Below are 16,013 nucleotides of genomic sequence, written 5' to 3'. Positions count from 1 at the left end.
CTACCAAGCTGAGCTACGTCCCGGGAAAAGATGGTGCCGTCGAGAGGACTTGAACCCCCAACCTACTGATTACAAGTCAGTTGCTCTACCAGTTGAGCTACAACGGCAAGATGTATTCGCTAAACACAAGATGTATTATCGCATATAAACTGAAATAATTGCAAGTGTTTTTTTATTTTTTTTTCTGAAAGGATGATTAGGGTGAAAATCGTTATTGCACCGGATGCGTTTAAGGGGTCAAGCAGCGCATTTCAAATTGCTAGCACAATGGAAGCAGGCATTCGCACAGTACATCCACATGCTGAAATCTTACAGCTCCCAATGGCTGATGGCGGTGAAGGTACGATGGAGATATTGGTACAAGCTACAGGCGGGAGTTTTATCGAGGTTCCTGTTCACGACCCGCTCAGCCGAAGCATTCATGCAAGATATGGCGTACTGGGAGATGGCCAAACCGCGGTTATTGAGCTTGCTGAAGCATCTGGTCTTGCTTTGCTCAAGAGTGAAGAGAAAAATCCGCTTATCGCTTCAACATTTGGCACCGGTGAATTGATTCGGCATGCACTCGGTTCTGGTTATCGTCAATTTATTATTTGCTTAGGAGGCAGCGCGACCAATGATGCCGGATCGGGCATGCTGCAGGCGCTCGGAATGAAGCTGTTAGATGAAAGTGGAGCTGAGCTGCCGCTTGGAGGCGTTCATTTGTCGAAGCTTGCATCAATTGATGATACTGGTTTCCATTCGAGCATTCGAGAAAGCAGCTTCATTATTGCTGGCGATGTACGTAATCCATTGTGCGGGGAGCATGGAGCCTCTTTGGTTTACGGCCCTCAGAAGGGAGCATCGTCAGAAGCAGTCAAGCAGCTTGACCTTGCATTAGCTCATTTTGCTGAAGGCATATACAAGCATACAGGAATTGATGTGGCGAATTTGCCAGGCGGCGGAGCGGCAGGAGGAACAGGTGCAGCACTTTTAGCTTTTTTTGACGCGGCTATGCACGCTGGAGCAAAACTTGTTATGGATAGAATTGGATTTGAGGAGCATATTGTTGGCGCTGATTGGATTTTGACAGGCGAAGGGAGATTAGACAGTCAAACGGGTTCAGGCAAGGTGATCAAGGCGATATGTGATGCCGCTCGGGGGCAGCGCATCCCTGTTATCGCCGTTTGCGGGTCAATTGATGCGAGTTCAGCATACACGTCGGAGCTTGGTCTTCGTGCAGGCTTCTCGCTCGTGCCGGGTCCATGTTCTGTAGAAGAGGCGATAGACCACACGGATGAGTGGCTGCTTGATCGAATCGTTCATATTTTCAGCTTGTTATAATGTCATAAAAAAAAGAAGCAGCCTATGCAATGAGCAATGGCTGCTTCTTTCTTGTTAACCTATCGTTATGCGGTTTCGCCTTCAACGGCTTCTTGATTTTGCTCAATTAGCATTTCGACCTTGCGAATCCGGTTTTTGCTCGTCTCGCGAATGATAAATTTATAATTTTCGTAAAAGTGCTCTTTGCCTGGCTTTGGATCGGTCACTTGACTGTACAACCAGCCGCCGACCGTATCCACATCCTCTTCCTCGAAGTTCATGCCGGTTAGATCGCTCAGCTCGCTAAGTGATACTTTACCATCGAGAAGATAGCAGTTATCAGCCAGCTGTTCGATTTCCTTGCGTTCGTCGGCGTCAAATTCATCACGAATTTCACCAACGATTTCTTCCAAAATATCTTCAATTGTAATCAGGCCGGAAGTACCGCCGTATTCATCGACGAGAATAGCGATGTGAACACGTTCTAATTGCATTCGCTTAAGAAGCATTTTGACTGGCGTAACCTCGGAAACGCTCAGTACAGGATGAACAAGCTTTTTGAAATCCAAATCACGATCAGATTCATATTCTAGGAAAAGCTGCTTCGTGTTAATCATGCCGACGATGTTATCCTTGCTCTCAAGTGCGACCGGGAAACGCGTATATTGTTCCTTGCGAATAATTTCCATGTTCTCAGCTAATGATTTGTTTGTATACAAACAAATCATATCGGTGCGGGGCACCATAATTTCTTTGGCCAGCAATTCGTCAAAAGCGAAAATGCGGCTTACATATCCGTATTCTGTATTGTTAATCTTTCCGCTTTGGTAGCTCTCGTTAAGAATAATTTGAATTTCTTCTTCCGAGTGTGCTTCTTCATGCTCTGTAGCTGGTTTCAATCCGAACAAGCGAACCAAAGCGTTAGCCGAGCCATTTAGCAACCAAATGAAAGGATATAAAATTTTGTGGAATAAAATAATCGGTTTTGCTGTTAAGAAGCTAATAAATTCAGCTTTCTGGATCGCCCACGTTTTTGGTGCAAGCTCCCCGACAACAACATGCAGGAATGTGACCGAAATAAATGCGATTAAAAAGGATAGAATATGACTGATGTCATCGTTAATAGCAAAACGTTCAAACAAGGGTAAAAGCATTTTTTCAACTGTCGGTTCTCCCAGCCAGCCCAGCCCGAGCGCTGTAATAGTAATACCTAATTGACAGGCTGACAAGTAGGCATCCAGATTACTCGTAACCCGTTGAACGGCAAGTGCGTTCTTCCGGCCCTCAAGCACTAACTGATCGATCCGACTGGAGCGAAGTCTGATGATGGCGAACTCCGTTGCGACGAAAAAAGCAGTTAATAAAATAAGAAGAGCAATCATGAATAAATTGAATCCTATACCCATTTTCGTTTTTCACTACCCTTTTATGTTTATATTTTTTTTATTCTTATGATCTACTATAACGAATGATTACATGATATGACAAATGCCATATCCAACGGTAACAGCCTTATACGCGCTTTAAAAGCGATTTAACGAGAATGAAAGGCTTATTCTCATTGATTTTCGAGCCTTTACAAGCGTCATTCTCCGGCATATGATGAGTTCATATGAACTTGTAATATAGGAATGCAAGACGAATGCGCGAGGAGGAAGCGATATGGAGTCCTTTACGCTTACTCGAAAAGAGATGGCTTGCTTGCTGCTGGCTCTGGACGGAAAGTATAATTTGAAGCCGCTGCAAGTGCTGCAAGCCGCATGGACCAAAACGCATCAATGTGATTTGGAGAAAGGCACGGGACTGCCTGCATTTATGTCTACGCTGCTGCCTCCAATTATGGAAAAGCTTATTAAAGGAAATGAGATTAAAGGCTTTTCACTACATGAAATTGCTGCGTTGGGCCAACTAATCGAATATTCGAATCTGTCGATTACCTCCATGCAAAACTGGGTAAAGCGAGATTTCAAACCTTATTTCGATTGTCCGAAAGCTGGGAAAAAATATTCTTTGAACCAAGCTGCGTTATTATTCATTATTGATGATTTAAAGTCAAATCTCGATTTTGAATCAATACGCAAGCTTTTTGAGATCGTCTTCAAGAAACCAGAGGATGAAGCAGACGATTTAGTTGGGCCTATTGAATTATATGCATCTTATACCAGTATGTTTGAGGAGCTTGATGCGAATAACGATCAACTGCTCGACATTTCCGGTCATTTGAAGGAAAATCCGCATCAAGATTTATTGACAGAGCATGTCATTCGCTCTTCAGCGAATCAATTTGCAAGCAGATTGCCGAATTTAACGGAAAAACAATGGGAAGCGGTGCGAAATATATTGCTCGTTGCGGTTATTTCCATCCAAACCTCCTATTTTCATTCGTTAGCAAGGCGTTATTGCAATGCAACCTTATTTTTAGCCACAGAATAAATATGGTTCAAGGGATGACAAACTCACTAAATAGTCCTATACTGGTTTAAGTTGTAAACTACAAAATAGACAAACTGAAAAAGGCAAACTTGTTGAAAGACAAGGACGCAAAGTTATGGGCCTAAGGTGTACGCACTATGGCTGCCAGACCGCCGGAAGGATAATAAGCTAACTGAGCTGTCCGCCTCCTGTGGCTGGATAGCTTTTTTTGTTTTCAGGAGACAGAGGAGAGAGCAAGCAGGATGGTTTTTAAGGATAGGATAGAGAGAGCGAAAATACTGTTTAAGAAATTGAGTTTGAAGAAAATAACGAGCAAATTATTGCTTGTTACCGCAATCATCACACTTTTTAATGTAGGCTCGGGCGTTTTGATTTATTTTCAAAATCATTCAGTAGCAACCTCGGTCGAAGGTTCAGAGGAATTGCAGCGTGCTGAACGCAATTATCAGGGTATATCGAATAGGCTGCTGAAAGTGATGCTTCTAATGGTAGATGCCATTGAAAATGGCAAAAGCGATGCAACGCTGATCATGAAGGATTTGGAAACGATGCCTGCCAACATCGATGAATTAGAGAAACAGCTTATCGATATGGATAAGAAATATCCGCCTGCAACGGAAGATGGTCCTTATTATGCGAATCAGGTTAATGTTCTTAAGCTTGCATTAGATAACTTGAAAGTGACGAATACAGACGTGAGTGGATTATCATCAGATGAGAAATCGCTCCGCATAAGCAATCTAATAAGCGTATATACCGTCATTCTAAGTTATTCCAACGATACAATGCACGAGCGTTTGACCGCAGACGCTAACGCGACGCAGAAGCTTCTTAATAAAGACATATCCAGTGCGAACGTAATTGTTCTTATTAATGTCATTTTGCTTGCTATTCTGCCTGCCATTATGATTTTTGTCATCTCACAATCAATTAGAACAGGACTTGTAGGCATTACAAAAAGAATTAAGCAATATGGCAATAATGATTTTACAAGTCAAGAAAAACTCGTTCGCTCTGACGAATTTGGCGACCTCGACCATGATTTGGCTAATATGGGCGATCAGCTGCGAGAAACGATTAAAGCTACGCTTGAAGTGAGCGAATCCGTGCTCCACATTTCGAATAATATGGATAATATGATTGGTATTAATCGAAAAGCATCAGAGGATGTAAATGGCCAAGTGGAGCTGGGCAGAAAAGTGTTGCTGTCGCAGTATGACGATGCTTCATCCATTTCGGCAGTTACCGAAGAAATCTCAGCAAGCTCTCAGCAAATTGCTGCGTCGAGTGAATACATAAACAATGATATGCAAAATATGAAGCAATCATCTCATAACGGCACGCAGCAGATGGCTGGCGTGGTCTCGATGGTAAATGAAACAGTAGACCAGTTTTCAAAGCTAACTGAAGCTTTCGAAACGATGAATGAACGATATAACAATGTCGCTAAGTTTTTGAACGGCATTCAGGATTTGAACACACAGACAAATTTGTTGTCACTGAACGCATCCATTGAATCGGCAAGAGCGGGTGAGCATGGCAGAGGATTCGCTGTTGTCGCTGACGAGATCCGCAAGCTGTCCAGTCAAACCGATATGATCTCGAAGCAGATCACGAAGGAGCTGACGCTCATACAAAGCGATGTGGCAGCAAGCAGCCGCACGATCGGCAGCTTCGCGAATGTTATTAACACGACGCGTCAAGCATCCGAAACCGCAAGCAGCACATTCCAAGCGCTGGAATCACAAAGCAGCATGCTGTCAGATCAAGTGAGCGAGATTTCTACGGCAATCAGTGAAATCACAACAGGCATGTCTCATATCGTGTCTGCAGTAGACAAGCTATTGACTACGTCTTCAGAAGTAAATGGCAAAATGGAACATATGAGCGAGCTTTCTGTTAAGCAAAATGATATTTCGGATGATTTGCGCACCCTAGCGGAGAAGCTTTCACTTTCCTCGCAGGATTTGAAGGAGAAAGCATCTGTTTTCAAAGTGTAAGCAACAAAATGATAATCGAGTGAGGCAGGCAGCATCCATAGGTTTGGGTGCTGCCTGCCTCTTTGTGCAAATAAAGAAGGATAAGCGAGTATAATGCCGAATCAATGAATGGAACCAATAAAAAACAGATCCACTATGGGAGACAGGATGAGCGAAATGAACTTTCAAGTTAATTTACAAGGGATGATCGAGCTTCTCTCAAAGCATTTATATTCGAGCCCAGGCGTGTTCATTAGGGAATTACTGCAAAATGGCGTTGATGCGATAACGGCACGCAAACGGCTTGGACATCGCTTTGATGCACGCGTAACAGTTGAAATTTACGGTTCTCGAACGATTGCCGTTCACGATAATGGAATAGGCTTGTCCGAATCCGAAATCCAGCTTTTTTTGGCTCAAATCGGAAGTACCTCCAAGCGTGACGAAATGGATTCAGCAGACGACTATATTGGACAATTTGGCGTGGGCTTGCTGTCCTGCTTCGTAGTGAGCGGCGAGATCGTTGTTATTACCCGCTCCGCTCTAGAAGGCGATACTTTAGAATGGCGCGGGCGGCCAGACGGCACGTACTCGATCCGCAAGCTTGAGAAGGATGCTCCAATCGGCACCACCGTGTTTTTGACATGCAAGGAGGGTTACGAGGATTATTATGAATGGGATCGTGTGATGGAGTTAATGAGCCATTATGGTCAGTTCCTGCCAGTTCCGATTCATTTGTCCGAAGGGAAAACAGATATTAGGATTAACGAGGAAACTCCTCCGTGGTCCATGAATAGCAGTGATGCGCTCACCTATGGCGAAGATCACTTGTATCAAACCTTCTTGGATGCCATACCTTTAAAATCAGTAATTGGTGAGCTTGAGGGTGTCGCTTATATTCTTCCTTATGCTGTAAGCTTGCAAGCCGAGAAAAAACATAAGGTATATATGAAACGTATGCTGCTTTCCGATCAAGTTAACAATATGCTTCCGGATTGGGCTTTTTTTGTTACGTGTATCATGAATACGAATGGACTTCGACCAACGGCTTCTCGGGAGTCATTTATGGAAAATGAGCTTTTTCACACCGTAAAGGATGAAATTGGCGAAAACATTAAACAGCATATGATCCAGCTTTCAGAATCAAACCCTGAACTATTCGGGAAAATTATTGTTATTCATTCTGCTTCCATTAAAGCGATGGCTGCCGAAGATGATGAGCTTTATCGATTGTTTATCCGTTTCTTGTCGTTTGAGACTTCATTTGGCATGATGAAGATGAGCGATATATTGGAACAGAACAAACGTATCGTTGTATCTTCAACGCTTGATGAATTCCGCCAAGTGGCTCGCGTTGCCAAAGCGCAAAATGTGATGGTTATTAACGGCGGTTATGTCCATGATTTTGAACTTGTGCGCAAGCTGCCTGCGCTGAATGAGGATATTGAGGCGTTAGTTCTAGATCCGATTAATTTCTCGAACGTCTTCCAATCCATAACTCCAGCGGAGCATAAAAGCATTCTTTCCTTTCTGGAGCTCTCGGATCAGCTGCTAGCACCATTTCAATGCAGAAGCGTAGTAAAGCGATTTGAGCCAGTAGATTTGGCCGCTTTATACAATACAAATGATGAAGTGAATTTTCTGAGAATGGCAGAGCAAACGAAAGATGAAGCTAATGAGTTGTTCGCAAACATTGTGGATGTCGTCATCCATGAGTTATATGAGGTGCCGTATGCGACGATTTGCTACAACTTTAACAATCCGCTTATGCAGCGGGCTATGACTTGTCAGAATGCGGATATGCAGAAGCTAAGCATTGAGACCGTTTATACGCAGGCCTTGCTGCTTGGTCAATATCCTCTTGGCCCTGAGGAGCTGAAGTTAATGAACAAATCGTTTATGCAGGTGCTGGAAATCGGTCTTAGTCAGGCTGGTGAGCGAGAGCTATGAAGCAGCGATATGATCAATTGCGCAGCGAGGCATGGAGCTTGCCGCAGGGAAAACAGAAGCTTGCGGTGCTTGAGGAGGCTATTCGGATAGCCGATTTGCATATGACGAAGGAAGACTCCTATTACGCCCGCATGTCTTATTCCGAGGCAGCGCTTGATTCGGGCTATGAAGAGCGATTTCTTGTTTCATTTACCTGGTGCTTAACCCAGTTTGAAAAAGATCCGGCTGCTTATTCGAGCTTCACCCTTATTTGGCACTATAAATGGTTTGTTAATCAAATTTGGCGGTTTCCGCAATTTGGTACGGATCAAATCATTTCGATTTTTAATGATTTTAAGGCAAAATGCTTACAATACGGTCACAGCCTGCGCCCATATTATCAATGTCTTCATCGATACGCGCTATCTCAAGGCGATCATGAGTCGGCTCAAGCAAACTATGAGCTTTGGCGCAAGACGGCTAGAGATGGAATGTCTGATTGCAGCGCCTGTGAGCAAAATGGCTTTGGCTACTATCATTTTACAGTAGGCAGATATCGGCGAGGACTGCAAGCCATGAAGCCTATTATGGATGGGCGAATGACCTGCAAATCCATTCCGCAAAATACGTACAGCCATCTGCTTCTCCCGCTCCTTGAGACAGAGCAAGCAGATGAAGCTGTAAAGATGGCAAAAAAAGGCGCGCGTTTGTTAAAGGGCCCTGGTTACTTAAGTGAATATGGGAGCTTCCTTGCTTATTACACAGCAACTGACATTCATAAAGCAGCCAAATGGTTTGAACAAACCGTACAATATGCTCTGGATACGAAAGTAGGCTGGGATCGGTTGTTGTATATGATTTCAGCTAGAGCATTTCTACAATTTTGGCATGCAAAAAACCGTCGGAGAAAGCTGAATGTCAGCAGCGATATTACGTATGAGATGATTGTAAAGGATACCGAACAATTAGCTGCTGCTTTTGATCAGAGAAACCAAAATCATTATTGCACGGAGCTGCTCAAACAGAAGCTTAAACAAGTTCAAAAACTAAGCCATTTTTAATCCATGTGTTGACGTATAGCAAATGGAAGTGGTTCAATTGAACGATCGACAACAGAGAGGGCAGTGGCAGCTTATGTTTAAACAATTTATGAAAGCATCCAGGCTGAGCGTTCTTCCTGTTATGCTTATTCCCGTGGCATTAGGTGCGCTGGGGGCTTTTGTGTGGAACGGCATTTTCAATCCTTTATTATTTATCCTCACCATAGTTGGGGCAGGAACAGCCCATTTATTTTCTAATATGATCAATGATTTATGGGATTATTATAACGGTACGGATACGGCCGCTCAATCGACGGAAGGGGTCATTGCAACCAACTCTGGCTATCTGACAAAAGGGACATGGAGCATTCGCACCTTTGCGACCGTAACATGGGCATTATTTGGCATTGCAGCGATTTGCGGCATTATACTTAGTATAACAAGCGGCTGGCCGGTGCTCGTATTTGGCGGGCTTGGGGCGTTAATTGCTTATTTCTATGTAGCTCCGCCGATCCAGTTCGGATACCGCGGCAAAGGCTACAGTGAAGTCGCGATCTTGATCTCCTTTGGCATACTGCCTGTCGTAGGCGCTTATTTTGTACAAACCTCACAATTAGATTCTCGGGCATTTTGGTTATCGCTGCCAATAGGACTTTTGACTACCCTAATATTGTTTAATCACCATTTCCTGCACTGGCAGGCTGATCGTCAAGCAGGGAAAAGAACATTAGTCGTCGTTTGGGGAGAAAAGAGAGCGCTCGTTTTCTCGCGCATTTTGCTTTTTCTCGCCTATATTTCGCTTATCCTATGCGTGGTCGTGGAAGCATTGCCAATTTACGGGCTGCTGGCGCTGCCAACAGCAATACCTTTATATTTGGTATACGGCAGGTTATCATCAAATAATGCATCGACTGCATACGTGCCGCTTATGGGTGCCTCGCTGAAAGCAACGATGCGATGCGGTTTGATCTTAATCGTTGCCTTAATCATTCAAGGTCTTATTTAAAGCATACAACTTAGAAAGAGGTCATGGATATGGAGAAGCAATGGACTTTAGGAGATTTTCATACGATTCTAAATGAAGGGGAAGTATGGAAAATCGGCGGTTTTCCGCTGCAAGACGGAACCTTCTGGCAGTACCGAGAGCCTAATGCGGTTGTCATTGTTCGCAATGGACTGCTGTATGTAAGAGCACCGCTTAGCCGCTCGAACGATCAAATTCAAATACTGGATAATGCTAAGCATATGTATTATTCTGCTGAACCTGTTCTTGTACCTGAATCCGGTGAGATTAGCTTTGAGCTGCAAATTCGCGCACGTTCGCAAAATACAGCGCCTGATGATCTTTATGATGGTTTTGTTTCTTTGAATTTGCTTGATTTCACGACGGGCGGTGCGCTAGACTTTTTTGCGGGAAATGACAAATATGCAAGTGTATATGCCGTTCTTCCTTTTCCGGGAGTAAAGGTGCCGGAGACGGATAAAACGAGATATTTCTGTGTGTTTAAGGAAGACACAAACTTTGCGGCGCGCGAGTTTAATACGTACAAAATTACGTACAATCGCACCAATGATGAAGTCGTATTTTTTGTGAATGGCCAAGAAGTGCGGAGAGAGCGTGATGTTCCGGTTAAATTTAACCAATTTATCGTTGCGCTAGGCATTATGACGGAAAAGGATTTGTCGCGGGAGGGCAGCGTGTCGGTGCACGGACAGACTGTGATCGGAGAATGGTCTCCCATTACAATAGAAATTAAAGAGTAAAGTTGTTATGAAGGAGCTGCGTTATGCTATTCGTTCTTATTGCTTTGTGGGCTATTGCAGCCATTATATGGCTCTCCGATCGGCGAGCATCCGTTAATCATTGGTTAGGCGCTGTGGCGTTTAGCGGAGGAGCTGGTGCGCTTGCTGCCGTGCTTGACCTGCAATGGCTGCCAGCAGCAGCGGAAGCTGGAATGAATCAAGTAGCGCAGCAGCTTCTTTATCGCTTGCAAGCGTTCTCCTCGTTGACCTCCTACTACGGATTGCCGTATTCCTTTGCATTGTTTGCTATAGCGTACAAACCTGTACGGCTTCCAAAACGTTTGCAGCAGCTTATGCCCTTTTTACTGTTAATTCCGATTGTTTTATGCGTTTTGTTTACGCCATTTTATAATACGATGTATCCGATCTCGTTCAAGATTGTCGTATGGTGGGCGGTTCCTTATATTATGTACGGGGCGATACAGGTACTGCTCAAGCGGCAGCTGCATGCCTCTTTTTCTCGCACACACTGGATAATATGTTCAACCGTGCTGCCGCCGGTTATGTTCTGTATGGTCATGAATTACGTATTTCCAAGCTTCGGCATGCTGCGGATGTGGGTCTATAATACATGGATCATTGGTTTAGCCGTAACTGTATTTGTTATTGCATTATTCACCTATGGCTTCATGGGTGTGCGAGTGAAGATCGATCGCCGCAGATACGATTCCACGTTAAGAGCAGTCACCTCGGGAACTGCCATACTTAATCATGCGATCAAAAACGATGCAGGAAAAATGCGGCTTTTCTCGGAGAAGATGAAAGCTTATGCCATCGAAACAAATCAACAAGAGCTGCTGGCGGATGTTGAAACGGTGCTGAACGCTTCTCGCCATATGCAGGAGATGCTGCAAAGGGTGCATCGTCGAACAGAGGATTTGGTGCTTCGTGTGGAAGTGACCGACATTGCAGCGCTTATCGAGAAGACGATGAAAGGATACGCCCAGAGCCTTGGYAACATCAAGCTGCAAAGCGTGTTAAACGAAGGCTGGAGCTGCCGCATCGACCCCGCGCAGGTAAGCGAGGCTTTAGGCAATATAATAGCCAACGCTTTGGAGGCTATGCAAGACAAAGGCGTGCTGTCTATTCTATTAAGCGAAACCAAAAGAGAGCTTATTATTGAGGTCAGAGACACGGGCCTTGGCATGGACAAGAGTGAGATAACGAAGGTAATGGAGCCGTTCTATACGACCAAAAGCGGCAGTGACACTAATTTTGGGCTCGGGCTGCCCTATGCGTACCATGTAATGCGCAAGCATAAAGGAATGCTTGGCTTGCGAAGCGTGCCGGGCGCTGGAACATCGGTCTACATGACTTTTCCGAAACGGAATGTTCAAGCTACAAAAATAGATGTACATGTTTCGCAGAGGAGGGAAGCAAATGGATAAAATCAAGGTATGGATCGTCGAGGATGATCGTGATTGGCTGCGCGGCCTTGTTGCTTATTTAAACAAGGAGCAGGATATTGAAGTAGTTTGGACTGCCAGCAGGGCTGACGACGCTAGACAAGCGCTTATGGAAGGGAAGCAGCAGTCTGTGCCTGCTGATGTAGTGCTGATGGATATTATGCTTGACGGAAGGCCGGAAGGCGTTCTGCTCGCTGAGGAGGCGGCAATAGCTACCGGAGCAAGGGTCATCATGCTCACGTCAATGGAGGAGAAGGAGCTTATCTTTCGATCGTTCCAAGCGGGAGCTATCGATTACCAAATTAAATCTGACTTTGAAAGCTTGCCTGAAGCTGTACGCTCGGCATACCGGAGCCAATCCCCCATTAATGCGGCTGTAGCAGAACGGATGCGCGAGGAATTCCGCCGACTGAAGCAGATGGAGCGCGAGTTCGAGGCGAAGAAGCTCGGTGATCTCATTACGCCGTCTGAGCTTCAGCTGCTTGATTTAATTGATCAAGGATATACCCAGCCGCAGATTGCCGACAAGCTGGTTGTATCGATTCGTACCGTCAAAAACCATGTTAATCATATATTAAAAAAGCTGAATTTGAGCGGGTCGCGCGAAGCAGCAAATAAAGCCAAAGAGATGGGCTTATTTCATAAGAAAAAGGACGAGGATAGTACCATGTAAAGTTGGTACTATTTTTTTTATGTCATTTTTTACAAAATAGATAGTAGAAGAACGCTTACATCAACAGATTGGAGGCATACCGATGGATTTTGAAATGTTCTCGGCTGCTCATTTTGGGGCATTGGCGATTCTCGTTGCAGCCATTATCTGTATTATCGTTTTCCGGAAGCGAATGAGAGTGCCTAGAATAAACAAGATGGTACGAATAGGGCTGGCTATTTTGCTAATATGCTGCGAGGTCTCGCTTCAGCTATCTTATATTCTCAATGATAATTGGGGAGTAGGCTCGCTGCCATTTCAGCTTTGCAGCTTAATGCTTTTGGTTAGCGCGGTCGTATTGCTTTGGAACCCCAAAAGCCTGTATGATGCTTTATTTTTTCTTGGAAGCATGGGGGCGCTGCAGGCGCTGTTAACTCCTAATTTAGATGAAGCGTTTCCGCATTTTCGTTATTTTCAATTTTTTATCGCACATATAGGGATCGTTAGCGCAGCGCTATTTATCGTCGTAGTAGAACGCTATCGACCGACTTTCTTTTCCGTAGTGAAGGCTCAGGTTTGGCTGCATGTATTCGCTATTCCGGCTGCGATTACGAACGTGGCATCGGGTAAAACAAACTTTATGTTTTTAGCTGAAAAACCGGGAACAGCCTCGTTGCTTGATATTCTGGGGTCATGGCCATGGTATTTGCTGCAGCTGGAGCTTATTGCATTTGTTATATTTTTGCTGCTATATGCCGCTGTAAGGCTGCTCGATCGCTTAAGATTCGATAAACCAAGCAGTTCTGCTCAGTAATATCAGAAATGAATTTGTTATTTACAGAGAGAAGGTGGGAAAGTGAAAGAGATGCAGGAAATGGTGAATAGACACTGGACTTCACTGCTTGGGGTATTGTTCGTTATGGCTGCTTTTATCACGTTGTTCAAATATTCGATAGATCAAGGCTGGATTACGGAGTCGATGAAGATTGGCTTTGGTATGATAAGCGGAGCGGGTGTAGGCGCAGCCGGCTTGAAGCTCGCAAGCCGGCTGCCGCGCAATCCGATTGGTGAAATCTTGATTGGCATGGCCGCTTGCATTTTGTATGCCACGTTTTCTTTTGCGGGAATTTATTACCGAATGTGGGACCCAATGACCGTCTTGCTTGGAATGAGTGCAGTAACCATTGGAATCTCCGTTTATGCGTATAAGTTTATGTCTAGGCTGCTGATGAATATAGCGATGCTGGGTGGTTTATTATCTCCGCTGATGCGCTCGCAGCTTTTCTCTTTTATACAATCGGATTAATGGTCTCTTCATGGAGCAATAAGTTATCCTTTGAGGGAATGGATTTGTATATGAACGCGATAAATGGCATTCTATTTGGATTTTGGGCATTATTCATTTTAAACGGTGAAGTGGCTTATGGGTACATACTCTCTTTTATCGGAATCGTTTATTTAATCGGTGGTTTCGTTATTTATATGTTAACAAACAAGATTACGCCATCCTCAGGCGTGTATTTCCTTGGCGGTTTGCTGTTGATTCTCGTGTCGGTAAGCAGCATTGGCGGCGGATATGAGTCAAAGCCTTTAATTACGGTGCTGCTATGGGGCTGCATAGCTGCGATAGCAGCAGCAATCGGCTATGTTAAGCGCTGGATTCTGCTAAGCATCGGCTCGCTCGCTATCTGGTTTGTGGTCGGATGTTATTGGTATGTAGTCACTTGGGACACTCCTCGCAGCGAATGGTTTGGGATGTACATCCCGTTTCTGAATTGGGGGGCCGTTGCATGGATGGTGCTGGCTGCACTGGGTTTCTTCTTTTCTAGAAAGCTTGTCATTCCTCAGCTCACTGATCGAGCGAATCGGATGCTTGCTCGTGTGTATGCGCTGTTATCCCATCTCATCGTCGGCGGATTGCTGACAAGGCAAATTGAAAATATTTTCACAGAATATATGTATGATTCCGCTTCAAGTTATTTAGGATTGGCTTTGTCTGTTTCTTGGGGCTGCTATGCATTGCTGCTAATTTTGTGGGGGGCTTATTATCGCGAGCTGCTGTTTCGTGCATTCGGTTCAGTGGTACTTGTTATCGTTGCAATTAAAGCGATATTTATGGATTTAAGCGGGCAAGAGGCACTTTACAAGGTGGGTGTACTGTTAATAGATGGAAGACACACAACATGTGAGAGGCAGGAGAAAAAATGACATCACAAGCTTTTTTGGAAGCAGTAAGTAAAAGACGCTCGATCTACGGCATTAGCAAGGAGGCCGTTATCTCCGATGACAAAATTGTAGAATTGGTACATGAAGCGGTCAAGCATACTCCATCATCATTTAATTCACAAAGCACTCGTGTCGTTGTATTGCTTGGTGAAAATCATGATAAATTGTGGGATATTACGACGAATACGCTTCGCAATATGATTGCAGCAGATCAATTCGAGGCAACTGAGCAAAAAATGGGCGCTTTCAAAAGCGGATACGGTACCGTATTGTTTTTTGAAGATAAACAAGTCGTTGACGGCTTGATGGCCAACTTCCCAGCATATGCTCACAACTTCCCGATCTGGTCGCAGCATACTTCAGGTATGCATCAATTTGTAATCTGGACGGCGCTTGAGAATGAAGGTTTCGGCGCTTCACTTCAGCACTACAATCCACTTATTGATGAAGAAGTAAAAACGACATGGTCATTGCCGGATTCTTGGCAGCTTGTTGCTCAAATGCCGTTTGGCAAACCAACAGCAGCTCCAGGCGAAAAAACGTATCAACCGATCGATGAGCGTGTGAAAGTATTTAAATAAGCACTATTTTATATATTAGCTTTGAGCCAAAGATCGTTCCTAATTTATAGGGGCGATCTTTTTTTATGCCGTATGAATATTGTCTTTGATTTTATAGTTAACTTTTGCCATAAGCGCTATAATGAAAAAAGATTTAAAGCGACAGCATGGTGCAAAGATAGGTGATAACGAGTGATTAAAGCGGTCTATTTTGATTTGGACGATACCTTGTACGATCAGCTTCAGCCCTTTCGGCTTGCTGCTCAGGGTACTGACTTGGCAAAACATTTCATGGGGAGCTTTCTTATAGAAGATGTGTACAAACGTATCAGAAGACACAGTGATCGTTTATGGGAGCAGCATGCAAGAGGTGAATTATCACTAGAGGAGCTTCGCATCCAGCGGACGGTATCGGCGTTCTTTGATATGGGCATAGCTGTGTCGAGCGCGGCAGCCGAGCAGCTTCAGCGGAACTACGAGCAGGAGCAATTGCAGATTAAGCTCCGAGCAAATACGGCTGAGCTGTTCGAGCAGCTGGAAGCTAGAGGCATTGAAATTGGCTTGATTACGAATGGCCCGGTAGAGCATCAAATGAGCAAAGTTAGCGCATTATCCCTATTATCATGGATAAATGAAGAACACATATTCATTTCTGATGGAATGGGAATTGCTAAGCCTAATAG

General features: G+C 44.4%; 15 protein-coding genes, 1 tRNA gene and 1 riboswitch. Of the genes, 14 read left to right on the top strand and 2 right to left on the bottom strand.

The window, feature by feature from the left end; all coding sequences use genetic code 11:
* Positions 1 to 31 precede the first annotated feature (31 nt).
* Positions 32 to 107: transfer RNA gene (locus AB4Z17_RS25895), tRNA-Thr, on the bottom strand.
* Between the two features lie 85 nt (positions 108 to 192).
* Between AB4Z17_RS25895 and AB4Z17_RS25890 the strand changes: the two genes are divergently transcribed.
* Positions 193 to 1,323, top strand: a complete 1,131-nt coding sequence (locus AB4Z17_RS25890; protein WP_441962981.1) for a glycerate kinase — start codon at positions 193 to 195, stop codon at positions 1,321 to 1,323.
* Between the two features lie 65 nt (positions 1,324 to 1,388).
* Here the strand turns inward: AB4Z17_RS25890 and AB4Z17_RS25885 are convergent, their stop codons facing one another.
* Positions 1,389 to 2,708: a hemolysin family protein gene (locus AB4Z17_RS25885; protein WP_076268110.1), complete on the bottom strand. Its 1,320-nt coding sequence runs from the start codon at positions 2,706 to 2,708 to the stop codon at positions 1,389 to 1,391.
* A gap of 256 nt (positions 2,709 to 2,964) precedes the next feature.
* On the opposite strand from AB4Z17_RS25885, the gene AB4Z17_RS25880 reads away from it, so the two are divergent.
* The 13 genes from AB4Z17_RS25880 to AB4Z17_RS25820 all read left to right on the top strand — a co-directional run.
* A complete protein-coding gene (locus tag AB4Z17_RS25880; protein ID WP_076268111.1) occupies positions 2,965 to 3,735 on the top strand; it encodes a DUF1836 domain-containing protein in 771 nt (256 codons plus the stop codon).
* 72 nt (positions 3,736 to 3,807) lie between these two features.
* Positions 3,808 to 3,892, top strand: a riboswitch (cyclic di-GMP riboswitch).
* A gap of 139 nt (positions 3,893 to 4,031) precedes the next feature.
* Positions 4,032 to 5,735, top strand: a complete 1,704-nt coding sequence (locus AB4Z17_RS25875) for a methyl-accepting chemotaxis protein (RefSeq protein WP_441962979.1) — start codon at positions 4,032 to 4,034, stop codon at positions 5,733 to 5,735.
* 156 nt (positions 5,736 to 5,891) lie between these two features.
* Positions 5,892 to 7,664, top strand: a complete 1,773-nt coding sequence (locus AB4Z17_RS25870; RefSeq protein WP_441962977.1) for an HSP90 family protein — start codon at positions 5,892 to 5,894, stop codon at positions 7,662 to 7,664.
* Positions 7,661 to 8,704 (top strand): hypothetical protein, encoded by a 1,044-nt coding sequence (locus AB4Z17_RS25865; protein WP_441962975.1) that lies wholly within the window; start codon positions 7,661 to 7,663, stop codon positions 8,702 to 8,704. The genes AB4Z17_RS25870 and AB4Z17_RS25865 overlap by 4 nt, the downstream gene beginning before the upstream one ends.
* A gap of 73 nt (positions 8,705 to 8,777) precedes the next feature.
* On the top strand, positions 8,778 to 9,689 hold the full coding sequence (locus AB4Z17_RS25860; protein ID WP_441962985.1) for a prenyltransferase: 912 nt from the start codon (positions 8,778 to 8,780) through the stop codon (positions 9,687 to 9,689).
* 29 nt (positions 9,690 to 9,718) lie between these two features.
* A complete protein-coding gene (locus AB4Z17_RS25855; RefSeq protein WP_441962973.1) occupies positions 9,719 to 10,447 on the top strand; it encodes a DUF6081 family protein in 729 nt (242 codons plus the stop codon).
* A gap of 23 nt (positions 10,448 to 10,470) precedes the next feature.
* Positions 10,471 to 11,874, top strand: coding sequence for a sensor histidine kinase (locus AB4Z17_RS25850; protein WP_441962971.1), 1,404 nt, complete (start codon positions 10,471 to 10,473; stop codon positions 11,872 to 11,874).
* A complete protein-coding gene (locus AB4Z17_RS25845; protein WP_441909709.1) occupies positions 11,867 to 12,565 on the top strand; it encodes a response regulator in 699 nt (232 codons plus the stop codon). The genes AB4Z17_RS25850 and AB4Z17_RS25845 overlap by 8 nt, the downstream gene beginning before the upstream one ends.
* 82 nt (positions 12,566 to 12,647) lie before the next feature.
* A complete protein-coding gene (locus AB4Z17_RS25840; RefSeq protein WP_441962969.1) occupies positions 12,648 to 13,358 on the top strand; it encodes a YwaF family protein in 711 nt (236 codons plus the stop codon).
* A gap of 51 nt (positions 13,359 to 13,409) precedes the next feature.
* The gene (locus AB4Z17_RS25835; protein WP_441962983.1) at positions 13,410 to 13,850 is read left to right on the top strand and encodes a DUF2339 domain-containing protein; all 441 of its coding nucleotides are present in this window, start codon (positions 13,410 to 13,412) and stop codon (positions 13,848 to 13,850) included.
* Positions 13,850 to 14,752: a DUF2339 domain-containing protein gene (locus tag AB4Z17_RS25830; RefSeq protein WP_441962967.1), complete on the top strand. Its 903-nt coding sequence runs from the start codon at positions 13,850 to 13,852 to the stop codon at positions 14,750 to 14,752. Before AB4Z17_RS25835 ends, AB4Z17_RS25830 begins: the two co-directional genes overlap by 1 nt.
* Complete coding sequence (locus tag AB4Z17_RS25825) at positions 14,749 to 15,351, top strand: nitroreductase family protein (RefSeq protein ID WP_339208690.1); 603 nt, start codon at positions 14,749 to 14,751, stop codon at positions 15,349 to 15,351. Before AB4Z17_RS25830 ends, AB4Z17_RS25825 begins: the two co-directional genes overlap by 4 nt.
* A 171-nt stretch (positions 15,352 to 15,522) precedes the next feature.
* Positions 15,523 to 16,013: HAD family hydrolase (locus AB4Z17_RS25820; protein ID WP_441962965.1), on the top strand; the 491-nt coding region annotated here is incomplete at its 3' end.

Source organism: Paenibacillus sp. TAF43_2, assembly GCF_052113545.1.
GTDB lineage: Bacteria > Bacillota > Bacilli > Paenibacillales > Paenibacillaceae > Pristimantibacillus.
Note: the sequence above shows the minus strand (reverse complement) of the source record. Positions and strands in the feature narration are given on the sequence as shown.

Excerpts from the sequence above, each read along its gene's own strand:
- AB4Z17_RS25845 (WP_441909709.1), top strand. The coding sequence starts at position 11,867 with ATGGATAAAATCAAGGTATGGATCGTCGAGGATGATCGTGATTGGCTG.
- AB4Z17_RS25870 (WP_441962977.1), top strand. The coding sequence starts at position 5,892 with ATGAACTTTCAAGTTAATTTACAAGGGATGATCGAGCTTCTCTCAAAG.
- AB4Z17_RS25830 (WP_441962967.1), top strand. The coding sequence starts at position 13,850 with ATGGTCTCTTCATGGAGCAATAAGTTATCCTTTGAGGGAATGGATTTG.
- AB4Z17_RS25840 (WP_441962969.1), top strand. The coding sequence starts at position 12,648 with ATGGATTTTGAAATGTTCTCGGCTGCTCATTTTGGGGCATTGGCGATT.
- AB4Z17_RS25885 (WP_076268110.1), bottom strand. The coding sequence starts at position 2,708 with ATGGGTATAGGATTCAATTTATTCATGATTGCTCTTCTTATTTTATTA.
- AB4Z17_RS25825 (WP_339208690.1), top strand. The coding sequence starts at position 14,749 with ATGACATCACAAGCTTTTTTGGAAGCAGTAAGTAAAAGACGCTCGATC.
- AB4Z17_RS25865 (WP_441962975.1), top strand. The coding sequence starts at position 7,661 with ATGAAGCAGCGATATGATCAATTGCGCAGCGAGGCATGGAGCTTGCCG.
- AB4Z17_RS25835 (WP_441962983.1), top strand. The coding sequence starts at position 13,410 with ATGCAGGAAATGGTGAATAGACACTGGACTTCACTGCTTGGGGTATTG.
- AB4Z17_RS25855 (WP_441962973.1), top strand. The coding sequence starts at position 9,719 with ATGGAGAAGCAATGGACTTTAGGAGATTTTCATACGATTCTAAATGAA.
- AB4Z17_RS25860 (WP_441962985.1), top strand. The coding sequence starts at position 8,778 with ATGTTTAAACAATTTATGAAAGCATCCAGGCTGAGCGTTCTTCCTGTT.
- AB4Z17_RS25880 (WP_076268111.1), top strand. The coding sequence starts at position 2,965 with ATGGAGTCCTTTACGCTTACTCGAAAAGAGATGGCTTGCTTGCTGCTG.
- AB4Z17_RS25890 (WP_441962981.1), top strand. The coding sequence starts at position 193 with ATGATTAGGGTGAAAATCGTTATTGCACCGGATGCGTTTAAGGGGTCA.